The sequence below is a fragment of the Bacteroides mucinivorans genome, from assembly GCF_034654355.2.
In the GTDB taxonomy this organism is placed as follows: domain Bacteria; phylum Bacteroidota; class Bacteroidia; order Bacteroidales; family Bacteroidaceae; genus Bacteroides; species Bacteroides nordii.
On the sequence record NZ_CP178179.1, the window covers coordinates 5,939,203 to 5,961,001 of the forward strand.

Consider the following 21,799-nt stretch of genomic DNA (forward strand, 5'->3'; position numbering starts at 1 on the left):
GATCATAATTTTATTGTTTTATTTGCCAAAAAGATTGAGATATTATTAAAAAACATCTTTCTAATCTCCTACAAATAGAAGATTAGAAAAAGGATGCACAAAGAAAGTGCAACAAACTACTATCCATATAGAATATATACTATTTTTAGAAAACCAATAATCTGTACAATCATAAAAACCAGGAAATATGAAAATCAACAATCGGAGGGAATTTTTAAAGAAATCAGTATGGGCAGGCACTGCTGCTATTGCCTTACCATCATGGCTCTCTTCATGCATCTCAAAGGAGCAAGAAACTACAACTGATGAAATCCGGAACAAACTTATCGTTCCCACAGATAATGCACTAAAAATAACCGGAACTTTTCTGGATGAAATATCTCATGATATCCCTCATCAGAACTGGGGAGAAAAGGAATGGGATGCCGATTTCCGGCACATGAAAGCGATTGGTATAGACACTGTCATTATGATTCGCTCGGGATATCGCAAATTTATTACTTATCCATCTGAATATCTGATCGGTCAGGGTTGCTATAAACCTTCGGTCGATCTTCTGGATATGTATCTGCGACTGGCCGATAAATATGGCATGAAGTTCTATTTCGGCTTGTACGACTCCGGAAAATATTGGGATACAAATGATCTTACATGGGAAATAGAACACAACAAACATGTAATTGACGAAGTCTGGAAAAATTACGGAGAGAAGTATAAAAGCTTTCAGGGATGGTATATCAGTACGGAAATCAGCCGAAAGACCAAAGGTGCAATCGGGACATTCCACGCACTGGGAAAACAATGCAAGGATATTTCAAACGGATTGCCTACGTTCATATCTCCATGGATTGACGGAAAAAAAGCCGTACAGGCCTCAAGTGCCATACTCAGCAGAAAAGATTCAATTTCGGTAAAAGAACACGAAGAAGAGTGGGATGAAATATTTGCCGGAATCAGTGATGTAGTAGACGCTTGCGCTTTCCAGGACGGACAGATAGACTATCATGAACTGGATGCTTTTTTTGAAGTAAACAAAAGACTGGCCGATAAATACGGATTGAAATGCTGGACAAATGCCGAATCCTTCGACAGAGATATGCCTATTAAGTTTTTCCCAATAAAATTTGATAAATTACGGCTTAAACTTGAGGCAGCCCAAAGAGCTGGATACGATAAGGCTATAACATTTGAATTCTCTCATTTTATGAGCCCGCAATCAGCTTATCTCCAGGCCGGACATCTGTATGATCGCTATAAAGAATATTTCGATATCAAATAATAAACAGAAATGAATCAGTCAAAAACAAATATAGGATATATCATATTTTTATCGGTAGTGGCCGCTTTAGGAGGTTTCCTATTCGGATATGACACAGCCGTTATTTCAGGAACAATAGCACAAGTATCACAACAATTCGGGTTAAACACTCTTCAGGCAGGATGGTATGTAGGCTGTGCGTTGATAGGTTCTATTGGCGGCGTAGCCTGCGCCGGAATCCTAAGCGACAGAGGTGGTCGGAAAAACACAATGATTCTCTCGGCCATACTATTCTCAGCATCTGCCATAGGCTGTGCGTTGGCATCCTCTTTCAACGAACTGGTGATATACCGCATCATTGGGGGAATCGGTATCGGTGTCGTTTCCATTATTTCACCATTATATATATCCGAAGTATCCGTTCCCCAATACCGGGGACGACTGGTATCATTATACCAATTAGCCATTACCATCGGTTTCCTGGGGGCATATCTGGTCAATTACCAATTGATGCTTGGAGCCGATGCCGCTGCCCAATCGAGCAACCAATGGATCGTTAAAGTCTTTTCAGACGAGATATGGAGAGGTATGTTAGGCATGGAAACGGTTCCGGCTCTACTCTTTTTCCTTATCATTTTCTTTATTCCCGAAAGCCCCCGCTGGTTGGTACTTAAAAATAAAGAAGTACCGGCAAGTCGTATCCTGCAACGGATCTATGGTAGCAAAAGTGAATCTGAAATACAGATAAATGCCATACGACAAGTTGCCGGAGGAGAGTCTAAATCCGAATGGTCGCTGCTTCTACGCCCCGGTATACTCAAAGCGGTAATTATCGGAGCATCCATCGCGATCTTAGGCCAATTCATGGGAGTAAATGCTGTACTGTACTATGGTCCGTCTATCTTCCAGGAAAGCGGGCTCTCCAGTGGAGATTCTCTATTCTACCAGGTATTAGTAGGAATGGTAAACATGCTCACCACAGTGCTGGCACTGGTTATTATTGATAAAGTGGGGCGAAAGAAATTAGTATATTATGGAGTTTCGGGAATGATAATCTCATTAATACTCATTGCATTCTACTTTACCAAAGGAGCTGAACTACAGATACCAAGCACTGCATTATTAATATTTTTCCTAAGCTACATATTCTGCTGCGCAATATCTATATGTGCCGTTATCTGGGTACTTTTATCCGAAATGTATCCCATCAAAGTCCGGGGACTGGCTATGTCTATTGCCGGATTCTCACTTTGGATCGGGACATTCCTCATCGGTCAACTTACCCCTTGGATGCTACAAACCCTAACTCCGGCAGGCACGTTCCTTACCTTTGCAGGTATGTGCGTTCCATACATTCTGATTATATGGAAATTAGTTCCCGAAACCACCGGAAAAAGTCTTGAAGAAATAGAAAAGAACTGGGATAAAAAATAATTTAATAAATAAAATATATGTAAATGAAACTTAACAACTTATTGTTCACGCACATATTCGAGTTCCGTGATAATAGGAAGATGATCTGACAGCAATGAATGAACTGCCTGGGTTCTTACTATTCTCCACCCCTTTTGAGGACGAGCGTATAAATAGTCAATTTTCACTTTAGGTTCCCAGGCGGGAAAAGTAAAAGACGAATCGGTTGCATCCCACCAATTACGAGCCATAATTTTCTTTATGACTTTGGAATTGGGTTCAGCATTAAAATCTCCGCCGATTATCACAGGATAAGAAGAACTTTTAAAATAATCAGTGATGTATTGCGCTTGTAATTCGCGGGTTTTCTCATCTGTCACATCCAAATGGGTGGCTGCAAAAAAGATAGTATCGGATTTCCCAACCTCAAACAACCCCTCAAGAAGAGCGCGAGGTTCCACCCCTTGAGGATTAGGTAACATTAATTTGTTTACACTTATATAAGGATGTTTGGAGAGTATTCCAATGCCGTAATAACCATTACTGAAGTTAATCGTTTTTCCATAAAGTCCGAACATATTCGTCTTTCCAGCTAATTCAGAGAGCATATCTCTGCCGTTTTGATGAGGCGCAAGGGTCCGATGAGTATTTACATCGACTTCTTCAAGAGCTACGAAATCAGGTTGAAAAGCTTTGATGTGTTCTGCTAATTGATCGATAGTTGCAAGTTCACCGAATCTTAGATTATAAGTCATCACTCTGAGCTTCAAAGTATCTTGAGCATTTATATCCAAAGCGGATAAAAGAATAAGAATAAAAAATAATTTTTTCATGGTATACTCGATTTTGGAAACAAATATATTATTAATATTTATTTTTAGTTACTAATATTGAAGTTTATTAACGCAAAAGGATGAAAAGGCCAAGTAATTATCAAATAATTGCATTTTACAGTGATAACTTTGAATTTTAATACGAAATTCAAGTTACAAGAGAGTAAAGAACCGCGATAAAATCAGTTTTTTCAATCCAATAAAACTAAAATAAATAATACTTTTAGAGAACCGTCACAATTATCATACAAATCCATTTTTTATGAAAAAACAAAACGATATAGAATCTTTTATTTCCGGCAGTAGAGAGACCTTTGAGTCGCTCTATAATGCGTATGCAGGAAAGATTTTCAATTATATAAATTCGTTTATATATGACCCGGATCTGGCGAAAGATATTACTCAAAATACATTCCTCCAATTATGGGATTCGCGATCAAATCTCGACGTTAATGGCAATATCGAAGGCTATATATATTCTATTGCCCGAAATTTATTATTCCGTGAAATACGCCGTCTTAACATCTTTAAGAGTTATGCCGTCAAGGTACAAGAAGCCGCAAAGGAAGGAGAAGAATCAAATATAGAAGAAGATCTCTCACGAGACATGATAGAACAACAGATTCTTTCATTATTAGCCGAACTTCCGGAAGCACGCCGCAGAATATTCCTGATGAGATGGAGTAAAGGATTGTCTAACAAAGAAATAGCACAAGAACTTTCTATTTCGGAGAAAACCGTTTCTACCCAGATTCATCGCACTATTAGTTTCCTTAAGTCCAAAATGGGCTCTGCATTCATGATCTTTATTTCCGTATCTGCAATTCATTTCTAAAATATTTCACTTTCTTGTAATCCTTTTGTGGGAGCTGTGGATATATAGTATAAATAGCCACAGAAAATGAAGATAGAACGCATAAAACATTTAATCACCAATCTGCTTATAGGTTGTTCTTCAACATCCGAACGTGCCGAACTGGCTAAATGGATGAACTCCGAAGATGCCGAACGCAATAGTAGGGAAGCATGGGAAAATGCCTCCGAAGATATTGATGAATCGCTTAAAAATGAAATATGGAACGGTATTCAGTTAAAAATCAAAGGGCCTATTTCCAAACCTGCATCGTCCAAACATATCATTAAACGCCGAATTTACTCTATTCCAGGAGTTGCTGCCGCTATTGCAATTATATTATGCTCAACATTTACTGCCTACTTACTATACAATAATTTTGCAGAACATCAAGAGAGTAGGGAAAGCAATATCTATACTTTTGAAGTGGAACCCGGCCAAAAGGGAAGTATGCGCTTAGCAGACGGTACTATAGTACACTTGAACTCCGCATCTAAGATATCATTTACCGGTAATTACAATTCCGAAGAGCGCGTGGTAAGTCTTAATGGGGAGGCTTATTTTGAAGTAGCCAAAAATCCTGATAAAAGATTTGTTGTAACATGCAACGGAGTAGACATTGAAGCGTTAGGTACTGAATTTAACGTAAAAGCATATCCTGCTGACAGCATCATTACCACTACTCTTGCCAAAGGAAAAGTCAAAGTCTACAACAACGAACAAAGTGTGACTCTTCTTCCTAACGGAGTAGCTACTTATGATCTGAAACGACAGACTATCAAAGCATCAGTTACTGATGATATTTCAATTGCCAATTATTGGAGAACAGGACAGCTTGTCTGTAATGCCGAACCCTTGTCTTCCATTGCACAGACCATCGAAAGAATGTACAACGTAAAAATCAATATCAACGATACGAAGTTGAGAAATATGAAATTCACCGGTACCATTCAGAATAACTCATTGACTAATGTCTTATACGTGATGAGTCTGAGTTATCCGCTGACATACACAGTAACCGACTCTGTAATAACAGTCTCTGCCCAAAAGGATATAATAAAAAAACATAGATAAAAATAAACCAGTTAACAAATTAAGCCTATGAAAAATAATAATTTAAAATCGCTCAAGCTGTTATGCCTGTTAGTGCTGTTAGTTATAGTCTATCCGGTTCATGCACAGCATTCAGTTAGTATTGCCGATAAAACAATTGCGCAGGCAATTAAAATAATTGAAGGAGACACCGGTTATAAGTTCTTTTATGCAGAGAACTTACCGGATTTCACTAAAAAGGTCAGTTTCAAAACAGAGAATAAACCCATTGAAACAATACTCAATAGCTTATTCAAAGATACTGAAATTGCATATATCATTAAAAGTCAGAAACAAATCATTCTGTCCAAAAGGAGTACACAATCACCCTCTCAATCACCCGGAAAAATCATTATCAAAGGTCAGGTTAAGGGAAGTGACGGAGAAGCGTTGATAGGCGCTTCCATTATAACTGATAATAATGTTGGAACAATCACGGATATTGACGGTAACTATGAATTGCAATTAGATAAACCGGCTACACTAACTTATACATACATAGGTTATACTCCGCTAAAAATCAAGGTAAACAAATCAGAAATCAAGAATATCATTCTGGATAGTTCCAATGTTCTTCTCGACGATGTAGTAGTCGTAGGATATGGTACCCAAAAGAAAATAAATCTCACGGGATCAGTACAAAGTGTGAACAGCGAAGATATTCTCAGACGAAGTGTTTCCACAGGTTCCGCCGCACTACAGGGTATTATCCCCGGACTTACAGCTATTCAGGCATCCGGACAGCCGGGAGCAGACAATGCTTCTATCAAGATTAGAGGACTGGGCTCATTGAACTCGGCAACCTCTCCATTGATATTAATCGACGGGGTAGAAGGTGACATGAACCGCATCGATTTGAATTCGGTAGAATCAATTACTGTATTAAAAGATGCAGCTTCTGCCTCAATATATGGTTCGCGAGCTTCAAACGGTGTGATACTGGTTACTACTAAACGAGGTTCCGAAGGAAAAGTGAAACTTACATTCAATGGTTATATGGGCTATAACAAACCAACCACACTGCCTACGCCTACAAATGCCATCGAGTACATGCAGGCAGTAGATGTGGCACGTGTCAACGCAAGCCAGGAGCCATTATACACCCAAACCATCGATATATATAAAAATGGGGGTGTAGACAACATTAATTATTACGATACGGATTGGCGAAAAGAGGTAATTAAAGACCACGCAACAACCCAAAATTATTCTCTCAGCATCAGTGGTGGCAACAATATAACAAAGCTTTTTGCTACGGCAGGATATTATGCACAAAACGGCCTTATCGATAATAACAAATTCACACGGACCTCTTTACGCGTAAACACAGATACCAAGATTAATAAATGGATGAAACTCGGAGTAGATATAGGTATACGCCAGGCTACAGCCAAATCTCCCGTAATGGATACACCCGCCAATATCATAGGCAAAGCTCTGACCATGACCCCCATCATGTCGGGCATCAACGCCGATGGTACATGGGGATATGGTATTAACGGAACCAACCCCATTGCTATGGTACAAAGCGGATGCACAACGAATAGTATTGCTCCCGAATATACTGCAAGAACAACCTTGTCTATCGACCCCTTTGATGGTTTCAATATTTTCGGAGCATATTCATGGAAACGAACAGATGGAGAAACTAATGCATTTGTAAAGCCCTACCAGGTATACGAAAATGGCGTATCGAAGGGTGAATTTCCAACGACAGGGTCATCAAAGTCAGAACAAAGAACAAAAACAGTTACCAAACAGTATAATCTGCAGGGAACTTATGAGAAGACTTTCCATAAGAATTACCTGAAAGCATTAGTTGGGTTTCAAAGCGAAGAGTTGAAGAACAGTTACCTGTTAGCCGGCCGTAAAAACTACTATTACGAAGGGTATGAAGAACTTATAAATGGTGACGTCAGCACCGCATCGAATTCCAGTTCAAAATATGCATGGTCTATGTTGTCCTACTTCTTTAGACTCAACTATGCGTATGACGACAGATATCTGTTTGAAGTCAATGGTCGCTACGATGGCACTTCAAGATTCAAGAAAGGGCATCGCTGGGGCTTCTTCCCTTCGGTATCCGCCGGATGGAGAATATCCGAAGAGAGTTTCTTTGAATCGGCTAAAAGCGTAGTAAGCAATCTGAAACTAAGGGCCTCCTATGGAGAATTAGGGAACCAGGCAATCAGCGGCTATTATCCTTATGCTTCATCCATAGGAAGCACCAGCACTTATGGATATTGGTTTGATAAAGAGCTTGCATCAGGTGTTGCACAGATTCAATTGGCCAATGAAGCAATAACCTGGGAAAAATCAAAACAAATTAATGCAGGTATCGATATTGGCATGTTTAATAACCGTTTGAATGCAACCTTCGATTATTATATAAAAAACATCACAGATATGCTTCAGCAATTCCCCGTTCCATTATTCGTAGGAATGACGGCTCCATGGGAAAACGCCGGTTCGATGAGAAACAGCGGCTGGGAACTTTCGCTATCCTGGCAAGACCGTATCGGTAATGTGAACTACTACGTCAAAGGAAATCTCTCTGATGTAAAAAACAAAGTAATAGACTTATATGGGAAAGAATACGTAGGTACCACAACAATAACCAAAGAAGGCGAAGAATATAACTCATGGTACGGATACGTTGCCGACGGTTATTTCCAAAACCGGGAAGAGATTAACAACTCTCCTGTATACGGCGGTAATCCCAACAATATAAAACCGGGATATATTAAATATAAAGATATCAGCGGTCCGGAAGGAGTACCTGATGGGAAAATAGATAACTACGACCGCACGATACTCGGTAACTCTACTCCGCGGTATGAATTCGGACTGACATTAGGCGGCGATTGGAAAGGCCTTGATTTCTCCTTATTCTTTCAGGGAGTGGGTAAAAGAGATGTATATTACTCCGGAGCAGGGGCACGTGCTTTATCCGGTAATTACACAATATATAAATATCAACTGGATTATTGGACCGAAGACAACCCTAATTCAAGATTCCCAATATTACTTGAAGACCCCAGTGGAACAAATCCAAACAATATGATATCAAGCTTTTGGGTAAAAAGCGGAGCCTATTGCCGCCTGAAAAATATTGTATTGGGATATACGCTACCGCAAACATGGATACAGAAAGCCGCACTATCCAAAGTGAGAATTTATGCAAGTGCACAAAATCTGTTTACCATAAAAAATAACTTCTATGAAGGTTTCGACCCTGAAAACAACATCGGATCAGGTGCAAGCTGCTATCCGTTGAACAAGACATTTATATTCGGACTCAATGTGGAATTTTAATTGATGAAAAAAGATGAAAAAGACAACCTTATATAGTTTAATAGCTACGTTTTTTATCACCATGGGTACTACCTCATGTGCCGATTTTCTCGACCAGGAAAATCCGGCCTACGATGCCGAAGGATTCTATGCAACCGAAGCAGGATTAAAAGAAGGCGTTACCGGTATTTACCCTCTTTTATACTTCGATATGAACTGGGCAGTGCCTGCATGCATCGTTCTCGACCATTATACGGCATACGGACTCGAACAAGATGAAAATAGTTCGATTGGTGCAGGGGGAACGTTAAACCCCGACAATGGAAAGATTCAGGCGTTCTGGACCGGAGAATATCAAATAGCCGCCCGTGCCAATTCTGTAATTTACGGTGCCAAAGATGCCGTAGCGGGAATGAGCGATGTGGCCAGGCAGTATTATGCCGAGGCACGCGTACTAAGAGCTTATGCCTATTATAACCTTATATCGGCATTCGGCGATGTACCTTTCTTTACTGCTCCCGTAACTATCGATGAATACAAGGTAGGACGTACTCCGAAAGGAGAGATTCTCGATTTTCTGATAGAAGACCTGAACGATGCTGCCGATTATCTACCGTGGACCGCAACCCAACGGGGACGGGTGGACAAAGCCGTCGCATACGGATTGATAGCACGTATGGGCTTATTTGGCGGAAGCTTTAATGTAGAAAACAAAGCCACCGAGTACTTCAGCATAGCTGCCGATGCAGCAGGTAAGGTGATCGGTAAACGTAAATTGGCACCCAAATTCTCCGACTTGTTCAATCTGACCGGCCAGGCTAAGAGTGAAGTCCGGGACGAACTGTTATGGGAATTAATGTATTCTACAAACGGTACGAAAAAATTGCATACGGTAGGTTATGGGCATTCATCGCGTAACTATGCATCATCAGTACGTTTCCCGAGTTCTCTGATTGCAGATACTTACGAATGTATCGATGGAAAACGTATAGACGAATCTCCTCTTTATGACCCGAAACAGCCTACATTGAACAGAGACCCGCGTTTTAATGCCACGCTGGCAGGACATGGCGACACGATAAACTATACCATTACCGACGGTAATAACCCTCAGAAATTTATTCTCAACATTTATGATGATAAGACCCGGTTCTATCCGCGTAGAAATGCCTGGTACACTGCACCGAATGTAGATGTTACCACCACCAGCCCATCACTTGTGAATAGTGGAGTAGGATACTTATGGCGCAAATATGCGGATGAAAATACCGAGCTGCTCATGAGCTCTTCGAGCAATCTAATTCTGATGCGTTACGCCGAAATACTCCTTTCATATGCCGAAGCCAAAATTGAACTCAATGAGTTAGACGAATCGGTATATTCGGCCATTAACGAAGTACGCAAACGCGCCGGAATGCCGGAGGTTTCGACAGACAGGAAAGGAGATCAAAACAAAATGCGACAGTTAATACGGCGCGAACGCAAAGTTGAACTGGCACTCGAAGGGTTACTCTTCGTTGATGTTCGGCGCTGGGGTATAGGCGATATGCTTAATGAGCATCCTTCTTACGGACAACCTAAACCGGACATCAGATACGAAGGATTAGAGCCAACCGACATTCCTGACTTTAAGACTGACGAACGGCACGACCTCAATGATATTCCTTCGTATGAGGCTTATAAAGACAAACTCAGGGTGCGCGACAGAAACAGATATTGGGATCCGAAATTCACATGGTGGCCTATCCCACGTTTGGAAACAGACCGCGACCCGAATCTTACTAACCCTGATTATTGATAATCACCATATAATACCCATAAACTCATAGATTATGACGAAAAGTTGTTTAATATCTATTCTTGTCTCTCTCGTAAGCTTGACTGCATCGTGGGGCCAAGCCAAAGGTACGCAAATTACCGAAACCGACTCGACCGTGACACTCCGGAATAGCAAAGTGAGAGTTGAATTTCCTAAGGGCGGAGCTTTCGATATCTCGAAACTCACCCTTAGCGGAAAAGAATTAATATTGGGCAAAGGATATAATACTGTTCCGTGGACACTCACCTATAAAGGTCCCCAAGGAGAAAATCCGGTGCTTTTCCCTTCTCATGGAGAATATGCCGGATGGTCAAAAGAAACAAAAAACGGTAATACCGCCATTGCTTTCAAGTGGAACATGAGACTCACTTACAATGACTTGGTCCCGGTGGTAATGACTGTTTCTGTTCCTGACGATTCAGAACTTGTCTATTGGGATATCCAGGCGGGTACTCCCGAAGGTTGGCTGATAAGTAATACCCAGTTTCCACGCATAACCGTAACGCGTCCTGATGATGCCAAATTAATCACCTCAGCAGGCTGGGGTGCGGAGTACGACCTGAAAAACCCTCAGGTATATGCTTCAAGCTACCCTTCGGTAACCGGTTCTATGCAGCTCCTGCTTCTTCACAATTCCGACGGTTCAGTCTATTACGCTACCGAAGATAAAGAAGCTTGCGGCAAAGACTTCAGAGCTGCCGTAGGCGAGAAGAGTGTTACTCTATTAACAGATATTGTAGCTTCCGAAGGTTGGTCGGACGATACAACCGAAACATTCACTGTTCCATGGCCAACAGTCATCGGATATTCAAACATCGGTTGGCAAGATGCCGTAACGAAATGGTACCGCCCTTTCACTTTCACTACCGAATGGGGAAGTAAACCTTTGGCATCCCGTAATATACCACAGTGGCTCCTGGATACCGATATCTGGATTAGAGCGAAAGGAGTAAACGATACCGTAAGAAGTGCCGTAAATAAAGCCATCGATCTGTATGGCAAAAACACCTTTGTTCACTGGTACTTCTGGCACCATTATCCTTATGATACGCATTATCCCGACTACTTCCCGCCCAAAGCCGGCTTTGCCGACATGATAGCTGAAGTAAGAAAAAGAGGTTGTCATACCGTTCCCTATATTAACGGCCGGTTGTGGGATCCTGCCAGTGACAGCTATAAAGCTTTGAACGGGGCTTCTGCCTCGTGCAGAAAGCCAGACGGTACACTTTATACCGAAATTTACCCAACGTCACAGGTATTGAACACTGTTACCTGTCCCGCATCCGGACTGTGGCAAAACATTATAACCGACCTTGTAATAAAAATCCAAAAAGAGTTGAAAACAAACGGAGTATATATCGACCAGATAGCGGCAGCAGCCCCTCAGCCTTGCTGGGCTACCAACCATGGACATGCTCGCGGTGGAGGTGATTACTGGCATAAATCTTACCGCCATCTGATGGACTCTCTCCGTACTCATCACCTGGAACCGGGAAACATACTTATAAGCGAGGAAAATGCGGAATGCTACATCGACATGTTCGATTTGTTGCTTACAGTCAATTCTCCTCACAACGGCTGTAAGATTGTGCCTTTGTTCCCGATGGTTTATTCCGACAGACTCATCACCTCGGCTTATACTTACTCTCCTACCGACAGAGTGAATCGTGGTGATTTCCTGTATCAAACCATGCAATGCTTCCTGTATGGCTCCCAATTAGGATGGGTAGATCCTACCCTGTTAATGAAAGACGAAGCCAAAAGAGAAGCTAATTTTTTAAAGACTCTTTCTACGTTACGCAAAAAACAACATGACGTTTTTGTTGGCGGAAGATATATAAAAGAAATCATTCCGGAAGGAGATAATCCGGCAATAGATGTCCCCGGATTCGGAGAGATGAATGTTGTCGCCGGTTCCGAGTGGCTCTCTTCTAAAGGTCAGAAAGTTCAATATTACGTGAATATGGACAGTATCGACCATGAAATAGTATTGCCTGACCATAAAAAGATTACTGTAAAAGCCCTGCAAGGCATAAGAATAAATTTATAGAGTCATGAAAAACAGATATTCTTTACCATTATTTTTATTGAGTTGCCTCACATTCAGCTCTTTTGCTTCCAATACCTGGAAACTGCAAAATGTCGAATATCGTGTGGATACTTTATCACACGTAGTAATAGGTCCCGGAACTACCCAAACAACTTTAGCTCTGGAAGGACCGGTGAAGCTACGTGTGTTCTACACAACCACCGATATGACTAACCCGAATGTAAACCTGAAATTAATAATGGGGAAAGATAATCTGACAAGCAACGTAACCGTACCGAACATGCCGGCCTCTCACAACGATCCCGAAAATATATATTTTGCCGGGGTGAATGCCGATTTCATTGGTGGTATGGGCCCTGTAGGTACAACTGTGGCAGATGGCGAACTCTATAAGAGTTATAAGGGAACCGGCTGGTATGCAATAGGTATTGATAAAGATAAAAAATTCTGCTCCGGAGCTCCTTATACAACGTTCAAATTAGTCTCGCCAAATGCCGGACAGGCATCTATCAAAGCTGTCAATGCAGTACGTAGCGATAATGAACTGATATTATTCACTTCGCGTAAAGGAAGTACTACAGGTACCAAAGGTGCGGGAGTAGAAGTAGGAGCTGTACCTGTCGACGGCCCGTTGAAAGCAGAGGGAGCAACCAAAATGCGTGTCACCATTGCACCGGTCAAAGACGTTGGTAATATGTCGATTCCGGAAGGAGGGTTTGTCTTATCCGGAACAGGATTTACAGCAAATACATTAGCCAAAATGCAATTGGGTGAAGAGTTTGAAGTGACTCCGACCCTCTATTTTGACAACGTAGTAAAAACAGATATCACAGAAATGTGCGGCGGATGCCCGATGCTGTTGCAGGGTGGTAAAATTCTTGAAACGCAAGGTGCATTGGATCATCTGGCCAACCGGGAACCCCGTACGGCAATAGGCTATAATTCGGATGGGACAAAAGCCATACTACTGGTTGTCGATGGCCGCCAAACAGGAGTATCGGTCGGTGTACCTTCAAAAGACCTGGCTGCAATCATGCTCAATCTGGGATGTACGGAAGCTCTGAATTTCGATGGCGGCGGTTCCTCTACTTTATATGTCAAAGAGTTGGGAGTGGTCAATACACCAAGCGAAGGGAGCCTGAGAGCAGTCAAAAACGGACTGTTTATCACAACTCCCGTCACCGAAGACAAGGTAATAGCAGAAATTCGCTTTGCCGACTATACTAAGAAAGTAGAACGCAATAGTTATTACTCTCCGGTGATATACGGCTACAATGCACAGGGTGTGCTGATTGATACGAATGTAAAAGGAATCATGCTTTCCTGCAGTGCGAAATTGGGAAAAGTACAGGAAAACGGGAATACGGTATTGTGTAATGGCACAGGTACTCAACCACTAACCGCCTCTTTAGACGAATTGACATCAACAGTCCTTGTTACAGTAGAAAGTTCCGGAACAGGGATAACTTCCATAGCCGATGGAGACAAGGATGTGAATATCTACCCCAATCCCATAAGAACAGGAGAGCAAGCCCGTATCAATTTCAACGGAAGTGCAAAAATAAATATTTATAATGCTACCGGACAATTGGTAAACAGTTTCAATTGTGAAAATAGCGAAGACGCAGCGGTAACACTACCGACCGAATCGCTAAGCCCAGGTTTTTATATGATTTCAATATCAGGTAAAACCTCCAACAAGATAGCCAAATTACTGATACAGTAATTCAATCAAAAATAGTTCTATTGTTTAACTTAAATTTCAAAGGTGATGAAAAAACAATTACTTACAGCAGCGTTAATGCTAACCGGCATGTTCGCTTTGACTCCTTCTGTTGCAGATGCGAAGTCTACTATGGATTCAAATCTTACTTTGTTATGGATGAACACGGATGTGGCTCCATTGACATTGGACGTACGCCAGGGTTTTGGTAGAGATGGAAAATTCTATCTTCAAAACAAGGCAGCCAAGACAATCGAAGTATGGAATGAAACCGGAAAAATCCAAGAGATTCCTTCCGGAGCAGGTACTAACATTACTTTCGATGATGCAGGAAACATCCTCGTACGTATCGGTACATTTCCCGATCCTTTCAACAAGGATATCAATGAATTGAGAATTATTCCTGCCGACGGCTCAGCAACGATAGATATTGCATTAAGCGGTATCACAGGAGGACGTTTGGACTTTTGGGGGCATGTTCAAGGCAATGTACTTGATAAGGAAACCGGCGGTATCATATACATGGGTACCACCTATTATCCCCAGCTGGTTGAAATACCTATCATAGACGGTAAACAAGATGTGGCCAACACATACACTTACACATATGCAAGCCCCTTCGAAATTGCAGGAAACTTTGCCACTACTACGATCATCTCAGCTTGGGAAGGAAAAGAGAATGTGTCTATTTTAAGTCCGTTATTTAATAAGACGAATTGCAATTCCATCCAGAAGCTATCATTGGATGAAGATGGAAACTGGTCGCACGACTCTTATTATATAACACCCCGCCACAGCGGATGTGCAGGATTCTATATCTTCAAACTCGGAGGACAAGATTACATCGTATATCCTTCCGGCTCGAACAATGCCGATGGTTTCACCGTATCAAAACTGGCTACGAAAGCTATTTCTGATGTTGAAGAGAGTGATGAATCGGTAAGAATAGCAACAAAATATTCAGAACAAAAAGATGATGGTAATCCCATGTATATCGGCAACGCTTTCTACGGAAATCATCTTTCGGCTGAAGCTATCAGCGAAACCCAGGCTCATATTTATCAATACTTCCCCAGTGGATACATTGCAAAATATTTATTCACAGTGGATGGTGGTACCGGTGTTGCAAAAGTAGAAGTTCCCAAAGCAACAATTATCGGTGGTAAGGGTGAAATAACCATTGAAGGAGAACCGACTTTTATCGAAGTTTATACCATTGGCGGTACTCTTATAAGCCGAAACCAAAACAACGTTAAGTGTATTCCGGGAACATATATTGTTAAAACTGATAACAATGTAACTAAAGTTATGGTTAAGTAAATGCCATTCGTTCAAATATCATTTTCTTAACATAACCAGTTACACAGGATAACAGAGAGAAGAGGTTGTAGTATTTTCTTTCTACAGCCTCTTTTTATCAATCACATTTACCTAACTATAAGAAACCATCTACACCATGAAGAAAGCCATAATACCTATATTATACGCTCTCGTCTTTTCATTTGGCAACGTACTGGCCGGTAATAAGCCATTGCCTAAAGATATAAATTCGATTATAAACCAACTTACTCTGGAGCAAAAAGCCCGGCTTCTGGTAGGATGTACGGGTAGTGATAACGGCTTAAGCCACATGGTTGCAGGTTCTGCAGGATATACCTTTCCTATCGATTCTTTAGGTATTCCCTCCATCAACCTGGCAGATGGACCGGTAGGTGTACGAATCACCCCTGTTCCATCGAATTGGAAATACATCATATATGATTCTCTGGGCATCCCCTCTGCAGGCAAGGCAGAAAACCCGGCAAGCGGGAAATCCCCCTCCCCCTATCCAACTAAAAAATACACCTCTTATTGCACCTGTTTCCCCTCTACTACCGCATTAGCCGCCACCTGGAACAAAGACATAGCACGGCTGGAAGGCAATGCAATAGGCGATGAAGCCAGGGCATATGGTGTCGACATCGTACTTACACCGGGAATCAATATCATGCGCAATCCTCTTTGCGGACGCAATTTTGAATATTTCTCCGAAGACCCTTACCTCTCAGGTATCATGGGAGCAGCCATGATTAACGGAATTCAGGACAAAGGCATTGGAACCAGCTTAAAACATTTTATAGCCAATAATCAGCAAACCGGAAAACTCTATAACGACGCACGTATCTCGCAACGCGCACTACGGGAAATTTATCTCAAAGGATTCGAAATCTGTATCAAAAACTCCGATCCATGGACCGTAATGGGTTCTTATAACAAAATAGGAGGTAAATATACTCAGGCAAATCCGGAGTTACTTAAAACAATTCTTCGTGATGAGTGGAAGTATGACGGACTGATAGTGACCGATTGGTATAAGAAACGGGATACTGTCGACCAGCTTAACGGTGGAACAGATTTAATGATGCCGGGAGAACAATCTCAAATAGACGAAATAATAGCCGGAGTAAAAAGTGGCCGGATCAGTGAAGTTACTTTAAACGAAAGTGTAAAATATACGTTGGAACTCATTTTCAAATCCATCTCTTATAAAAACTGGAAGTATACAGAAGCTCCCGACCTTTCCGAAAATGCAGAATTAGCGCGTAGTATAGCCACCGAAGGAATGGTATTACTGAAGAATGACAACTCTTTTCTTCCCATACCCAAAGGGACTAAAATTGCTCTATTCGGTGCTACTGCATACAAGTCTATTGCAGGCGGTACAGGTTCATCGAATGTAAATAAAGCCCATATTACTGATATATCTACCGGACTTGAAAATGGCGGCTATCAACTCAACAACAGATTGAAAGGAATCTACACAAAATTCGTAGAATTCCAGAATGATCTTCTTGATAAACACCCCCAAAGTACTGACTGGGAAAAATTATCTTATAACAGAACAGTCATTCCCGAAATGGATCTGACAAAAGCAGAAAATACCATCGAACAGGAAGCTAAAAATTCTGATATCGCACTAATCGTTATCGGCAGAGGCTCCGGAGAAGAATCCGACAGAAGGTTAGAGGGAGATTTCTATCTTACTCCCGAAGAAAAATTTATGATCGAAAAAGTATCCTCCCAATTTCATGCTTTTGGGAAAAAAGTAGCCGTAGTAATGAATGTCTGCGGCGTAATGGAAATGAATTCCTGGAAAGAGAAACCGGACGCTATACTGCTGGCATGGTTTCCGGGGCAAGAATGTGGAGATGCCATAACAGATATAATTAGTGGAAAAGTAAACCCTTCCGGGAAACTTCCGATGACTTTCCCGACAGATTATTTCGATATTCCTTCTTCTAAAAACTTTCCGATAGTGGGAGCGACCAAGAGTGGTAAGAATTTCGATTATACCAATTATGAAGAAGATATATGGGTGGGCTACCGTTACTTTAATACAGTAAAGCAATCGATTGTTTATCCTTTCGGATATGGGTTATCCTATACTGATTTCTCTTTCAGTAAACCAAAAATCGAAAGAACAAATAACAAGTGGGTAGCAAGTATTGAAGTGACCAATACAGGTAATGTCTCTGGTAAGGAGGTAGTACAACTCTATATTTCTGCTCCTGAAACCTTCATTCAAAAACCCGGTATAGAATTAAAAGCCTTTGGAAAAACCCGGGAGTTAAAACCCGGAGATAGTGAAATAATAAAACTTCAGTTTACCGATTATGATATAGCTTCATTCGATGAAAACAATTCGCAATGGCTTACGTCAAAAGGAAAATATCTTCTGTCTTTCGGTTCTTCAAGCAATGATCTTAAGGCTACTATTCCATTCAGTATCCGTAAAGATAAAACCTGGAAAGTGAATGATGTACTAAAACCCGTTGAGAAAGTAAACGTTATGAAACTCTCCATTAAATAACCGGTTTACAAAAAACGATTACTACCATTATTGAAAAAAGTCATGACTGATAAAAAGAAAAGAATGTTTATCACAACACTTAAAAAAAGATATATAACACTTATAGCCATAATAAGTAGCCTCACCGGAGTAAATACGACACTAGCTGCTTACCAGACTGATGTAATATCAGATATGGCTCTTATCTATCAGGGAGGTACCCATCGCCCCGAATGGACAGAAGACGAACTGCGGCCTTACGTTATACACACCTTTGCCGATGGGCATATGGACTGGTTTTTCGACTCTTTTCTATTTTTTGAGTTTACAGATAGCTGGCAGATAGCATTCGGATATAATTATGGAGCACGAAATGCCCGAAAGAGTGATTGGGAATGGTTACTCAACAGAATCTTTGAAAAAGGTAAATCTCTCGATGCACTGAATTCGTGTATCGAACACTATAAAACGATTATCGGAGAACCTCAGTTTAAACACAAAATAGTATTGGGGGTAGTATCGCCGATCACCGATCAAACCGATTGGGGAAACCTTGATGGAGAAGTATTAAACTTTGCACATCGGAATGACCAGATAAAAGCTGCAAAATGGTACATTGACCAACTCATGGAACGGTTTAACGAAGGAGCATACGAGAATCTCGAACTAACGGGGTTTTATTGGCTTGAAGAGAGTACTGCTAAATGCGGAGATTTACCCAAAGACGTAAGTGACTATATCCACCAACTGGATAAACGATTTTACTGGATTCCATACTGGAATGCCCAGGGGTATAACTTATGGAGAAAGTTAGGATTTGATACTGCTTTTTTACAACCCAATCATTTCTTTAACAAAGAGATAGCAGATGACCGCCTCCTTCAGGCATGCAATACTGCAAATAAATTCAATATGGGATTGGAAGTAGAGTTCGATAGCCGTGTATTGTATGAGAATGAAGATTCATATTACAGCAGACTGGAGAGTTACATCAATGCTTTTGAAACGAATAACGTCTTTGAAAATTCGGCAATAGCCTATTACTCAGGAACAAAAGGTATACTTGATATGTATCGTTCAAATTCTATTGAAAATACTCTCATTCTTGATAGAATAGCCAATCATATATTAAAGAGGCGCAGCCGGAGTGTAGGCATTGAAACGACCAATGACCCTAAAACTGATGTTATCGTGGCAGGGGGTGTCGGAGAATTACGTATAGAGGGAATCGCCGAATCGATTAAGATATACACTATAAATGGAATACTTGTCAGTGAAAATACCAGAAAGCTACAATGCGCACCAGGTGTTTATATAGTAAAAATTGACAGAGAAACCAGGAAGGTGATTGTACGATAATAAATTGTATTTCAAAAATAAAAACTTACTTATAAAAAGAACAAACATGAAAAAGATTTTATATTTCTTAGTGATACTAATCATTACAGCTCCTATACACTTGATAGAGGCTCAAAACAGTCAAGGAAATAAGTACAAAACCAGTAAGATCAGAGATCTTGCATTAATATACCAGGGAGGTGTACAGAGAATCGACTGGACTCCTGATCAGTTTGTCCCGTATGTCACCCATCAGTTTGCCAACGGCACGAAAGACTGGTTATTCGATGGCTTTCTGTTCCTCGAGTTTGCCGATGGTAAAGGTCATAATTATGCTTATGGATATGCCAAAAAGCAGGCACGAAAAATAGAATGGGAATGGCTTCTCGACAGGTTGTTTGAAAAAGGGAAAGCGCTGGATGCATTAAACCAATGCATTGAAAATGAGAAAAAAAATATCGGAAAACCATCCTTTAAACATCAAGTCATTTTAGGAATTGCTATACCATTACCTAAACAAAAAGACTGGGGAAGCATCGATGGAAATTCTCTTGATTTCAACCTGCAGTCTGACCAGGTTAAAGCAGCCCAATGGTATATAGACCAACTCATGACCCGTTTCAAGAAAGCTAAATACAAAAATCTGGAACTTGCCGGTTTCTACTGGGTAGATGAAGATATAGCAACCTGTAAAGATCTTCCTAAATATGTAAGTCAATACATCCACTCAAAGAAAAAGGAGTTTGTATGGATACCCTACTGGAAGGCTAAAGGATACGAACAGTGGAAAGACTTGGGATTTGACATCGCATATCAACAACCGAACCATTTCTTCACAAAGGACATCCCGGACTCCCGGCTGGACGAAGCTTGTGAACTTGCTTTGAGCAATGGAATGGCTATGGAATTCGAATGTGACAGCAAAGCTCTTTATGATTGTGAGGACTCTTCGTATGACAGAATGTTAGCCTACATCGAAGCATTCGAGAAGCACAATGTATTTGAAACCTCTGCCATCGCATATTACACCGGAAGCAAAGGATTTATTGACATGTATAATTCTACTTCCCCGGAAGATAAGAAGATTATGGATCGCCTGGCACGTCATATTACTGCCCGTAGAAATATGAAAGCATTAACCAAATAGATGAACCGGATTATATTAATTATATGTATGTTTATCTCCCTATCGTCTTATTCTCAAAACGAACTGAGCATAATAAAGAAGATAGGGGAGGATGTATATATATCTTCTATGATCGATGACCGTCATGAAATAAACTACTGGTTCAAAAAATGCATGGCCAATGATTTATTTACATTTTACCGTGTTTCCATTACTTCCGATTCCACTAATACTCAAATAGTAAATGAAACCTATAGCGATAATATAGGTCCATTTAACATTCTGGAAGGCGGTTGGTGTGGCGGTAACCATCTGTTCCTGGATGAAAAAACCAAAACAGCCGAAACATTTTCTATCAAATTGTATGCTGATGGGCGTAGTATCACTACTGACACTACGCTCAAAGCGCATACAATTAAAATTGAAGTAAAAAATTATATTATTAACCCGCTCAGTGCAAAAGAAAAAGATAATCAGATATACTTCACCGACACGCTGTGCACTGAAAGTGTAAACTACACAGTAAACGGTAATAGTATCCAGGTGGATTTATCCCATGATTATACCAATAGAATCCCGGTTATAATAGAAAAATATTATGGAATGCAATCCATGTTTAAAAACGAAAAGCAACTTCTTACTCCTTCTGGTGAATATCCGTATTGGACTGACATAAAAAAAGTAAATAGATTCAAGAAAAAAGATTTCCCCCGTTTCAACCGGTATATTGAAAAGGGCGATTCTTACTTTCAGTCCTCCTTTCTCCTCAATCGCAGTTTGGGAACACACAATGAACTTCCTGATGATGATATTATTTTCATAGGTAATTCATGGACCAAATGCTATCATAAACTGATAGGAAACGTACCACGTACTGCCGGTGACTACGATTCATGGAGTGGAGTTTATACCTGGATTACGACACCACTACTCGACAATGAGTCCGCATTCGCCTATGACGGATTTATTGATGGGGAAAAAGCTATCTTCTTCTGCAATAATATAAAAGGGAACTTTACCTTTCCTTTCCCGGAAAGTATAGAATACAAGAAAATAAACTTTATAGAAAACTCCTCTGATTCTAAAATCAAAAGGAAAAACGGTTTTATTTATCTTCCTTGCAACTCACCGGGGAGTGTAATTATCTCATTGAAAAAATAATCCCAAATTT

14 protein-coding genes are annotated in these 21,799 nt (G+C 40.7%); 13 read left to right on the forward strand and 1 reads right to left on the reverse strand.

Annotation, left to right across the window (positions count from 1 at the left end; genetic code table 11):
* The first annotated feature begins 187 nt into the window (after nt 1-187).
* Nucleotides 188-1,279: a DUF4434 domain-containing protein gene (locus tag VCM39_RS22205; RefSeq protein ID WP_221648377.1), complete on the forward strand. Its 1,092-nt coding sequence runs from the start codon at nt 188-190 to the stop codon at nt 1,277-1,279.
* Nucleotides 1,280-1,288: 9 nt separating this feature from the next.
* Complete coding sequence (locus VCM39_RS22210) at nt 1,289-2,692, forward strand: sugar porter family MFS transporter (protein WP_322932275.1); 1,404 nt, start codon at nt 1,289-1,291, stop codon at nt 2,690-2,692.
* Between the two features lie 38 nt (nt 2,693-2,730).
* On the opposite strand, the gene VCM39_RS22215 is transcribed toward VCM39_RS22210, so the two are convergent.
* Nucleotides 2,731-3,504, reverse strand: a complete 774-nt coding sequence (locus tag VCM39_RS22215) for an endonuclease/exonuclease/phosphatase family protein (protein WP_321028601.1) — start codon at nt 3,502-3,504, stop codon at nt 2,731-2,733.
* Nucleotides 3,505-3,766: 262 nt separating this feature from the next.
* Here VCM39_RS22215 and VCM39_RS22220 point away from each other — a divergent pair, with 262 nt between their 5' ends.
* From VCM39_RS22220 to VCM39_RS22270, 11 genes are all read left to right on the forward strand, one after another.
* Nucleotides 3,767-4,339: an RNA polymerase sigma-70 factor gene (locus tag VCM39_RS22220; RefSeq protein WP_221648374.1), complete on the forward strand. Its 573-nt coding sequence runs from the start codon at nt 3,767-3,769 to the stop codon at nt 4,337-4,339.
* Nucleotides 4,340-4,405: 66 nt separating this feature from the next.
* Complete coding sequence (locus VCM39_RS22225) at nt 4,406-5,431, forward strand: FecR family protein (RefSeq protein ID WP_221648373.1); 1,026 nt, start codon at nt 4,406-4,408, stop codon at nt 5,429-5,431.
* A gap of 27 nt (nt 5,432-5,458) precedes the next feature.
* Nucleotides 5,459-8,764: a SusC/RagA family TonB-linked outer membrane protein gene (locus VCM39_RS22230; protein ID WP_221648372.1), complete on the forward strand. Its 3,306-nt coding sequence runs from the start codon at nt 5,459-5,461 to the stop codon at nt 8,762-8,764.
* A gap of 13 nt (nt 8,765-8,777) precedes the next feature.
* Entirely contained in the window at nt 8,778-10,541 is a 1,764-nt protein-coding gene (locus VCM39_RS22235) for a RagB/SusD family nutrient uptake outer membrane protein (RefSeq protein WP_221648371.1), read from the forward strand.
* Between the two features lie 34 nt (nt 10,542-10,575).
* Nucleotides 10,576-12,612, forward strand: a complete 2,037-nt coding sequence (locus VCM39_RS22240; RefSeq protein WP_322932276.1) for a DUF6259 domain-containing protein — start codon at nt 10,576-10,578, stop codon at nt 12,610-12,612.
* Nucleotides 12,613-12,616: 4 nt separating this feature from the next.
* Nucleotides 12,617-14,338, forward strand: a complete 1,722-nt coding sequence (locus tag VCM39_RS22245) for a phosphodiester glycosidase family protein (protein ID WP_322932277.1) — start codon at nt 12,617-12,619, stop codon at nt 14,336-14,338.
* 45 nt (nt 14,339-14,383) lie between these two features.
* On the forward strand, nt 14,384-15,655 hold the full coding sequence (locus VCM39_RS22250; protein ID WP_322932278.1) for a hypothetical protein: 1,272 nt from the start codon (nt 14,384-14,386) through the stop codon (nt 15,653-15,655).
* Nucleotides 15,656-15,791: 136 nt separating this feature from the next.
* The gene (locus tag VCM39_RS22255) at nt 15,792-18,185 is read left to right on the forward strand and encodes a beta-glucosidase (protein WP_322932279.1); all 2,394 of its coding nucleotides are present in this window, start codon (nt 15,792-15,794) and stop codon (nt 18,183-18,185) included.
* Between the two features lie 42 nt (nt 18,186-18,227).
* Entirely contained in the window at nt 18,228-19,523 is a 1,296-nt protein-coding gene (locus VCM39_RS22260; protein ID WP_322932280.1) for a DUF4855 domain-containing protein, read from the forward strand.
* Between the two features lie 46 nt (nt 19,524-19,569).
* The gene (locus VCM39_RS22265; RefSeq protein ID WP_221648366.1) at nt 19,570-20,649 is read left to right on the forward strand and encodes a DUF4855 domain-containing protein; all 1,080 of its coding nucleotides are present in this window, start codon (nt 19,570-19,572) and stop codon (nt 20,647-20,649) included.
* 27 nt (nt 20,650-20,676) lie between these two features.
* The gene (locus VCM39_RS22270) at nt 20,677-21,789 is read left to right on the forward strand and encodes a hypothetical protein (RefSeq protein WP_322932281.1); all 1,113 of its coding nucleotides are present in this window, start codon (nt 20,677-20,679) and stop codon (nt 21,787-21,789) included.
* Nucleotides 21,790-21,799 lie beyond the last annotated feature (10 nt).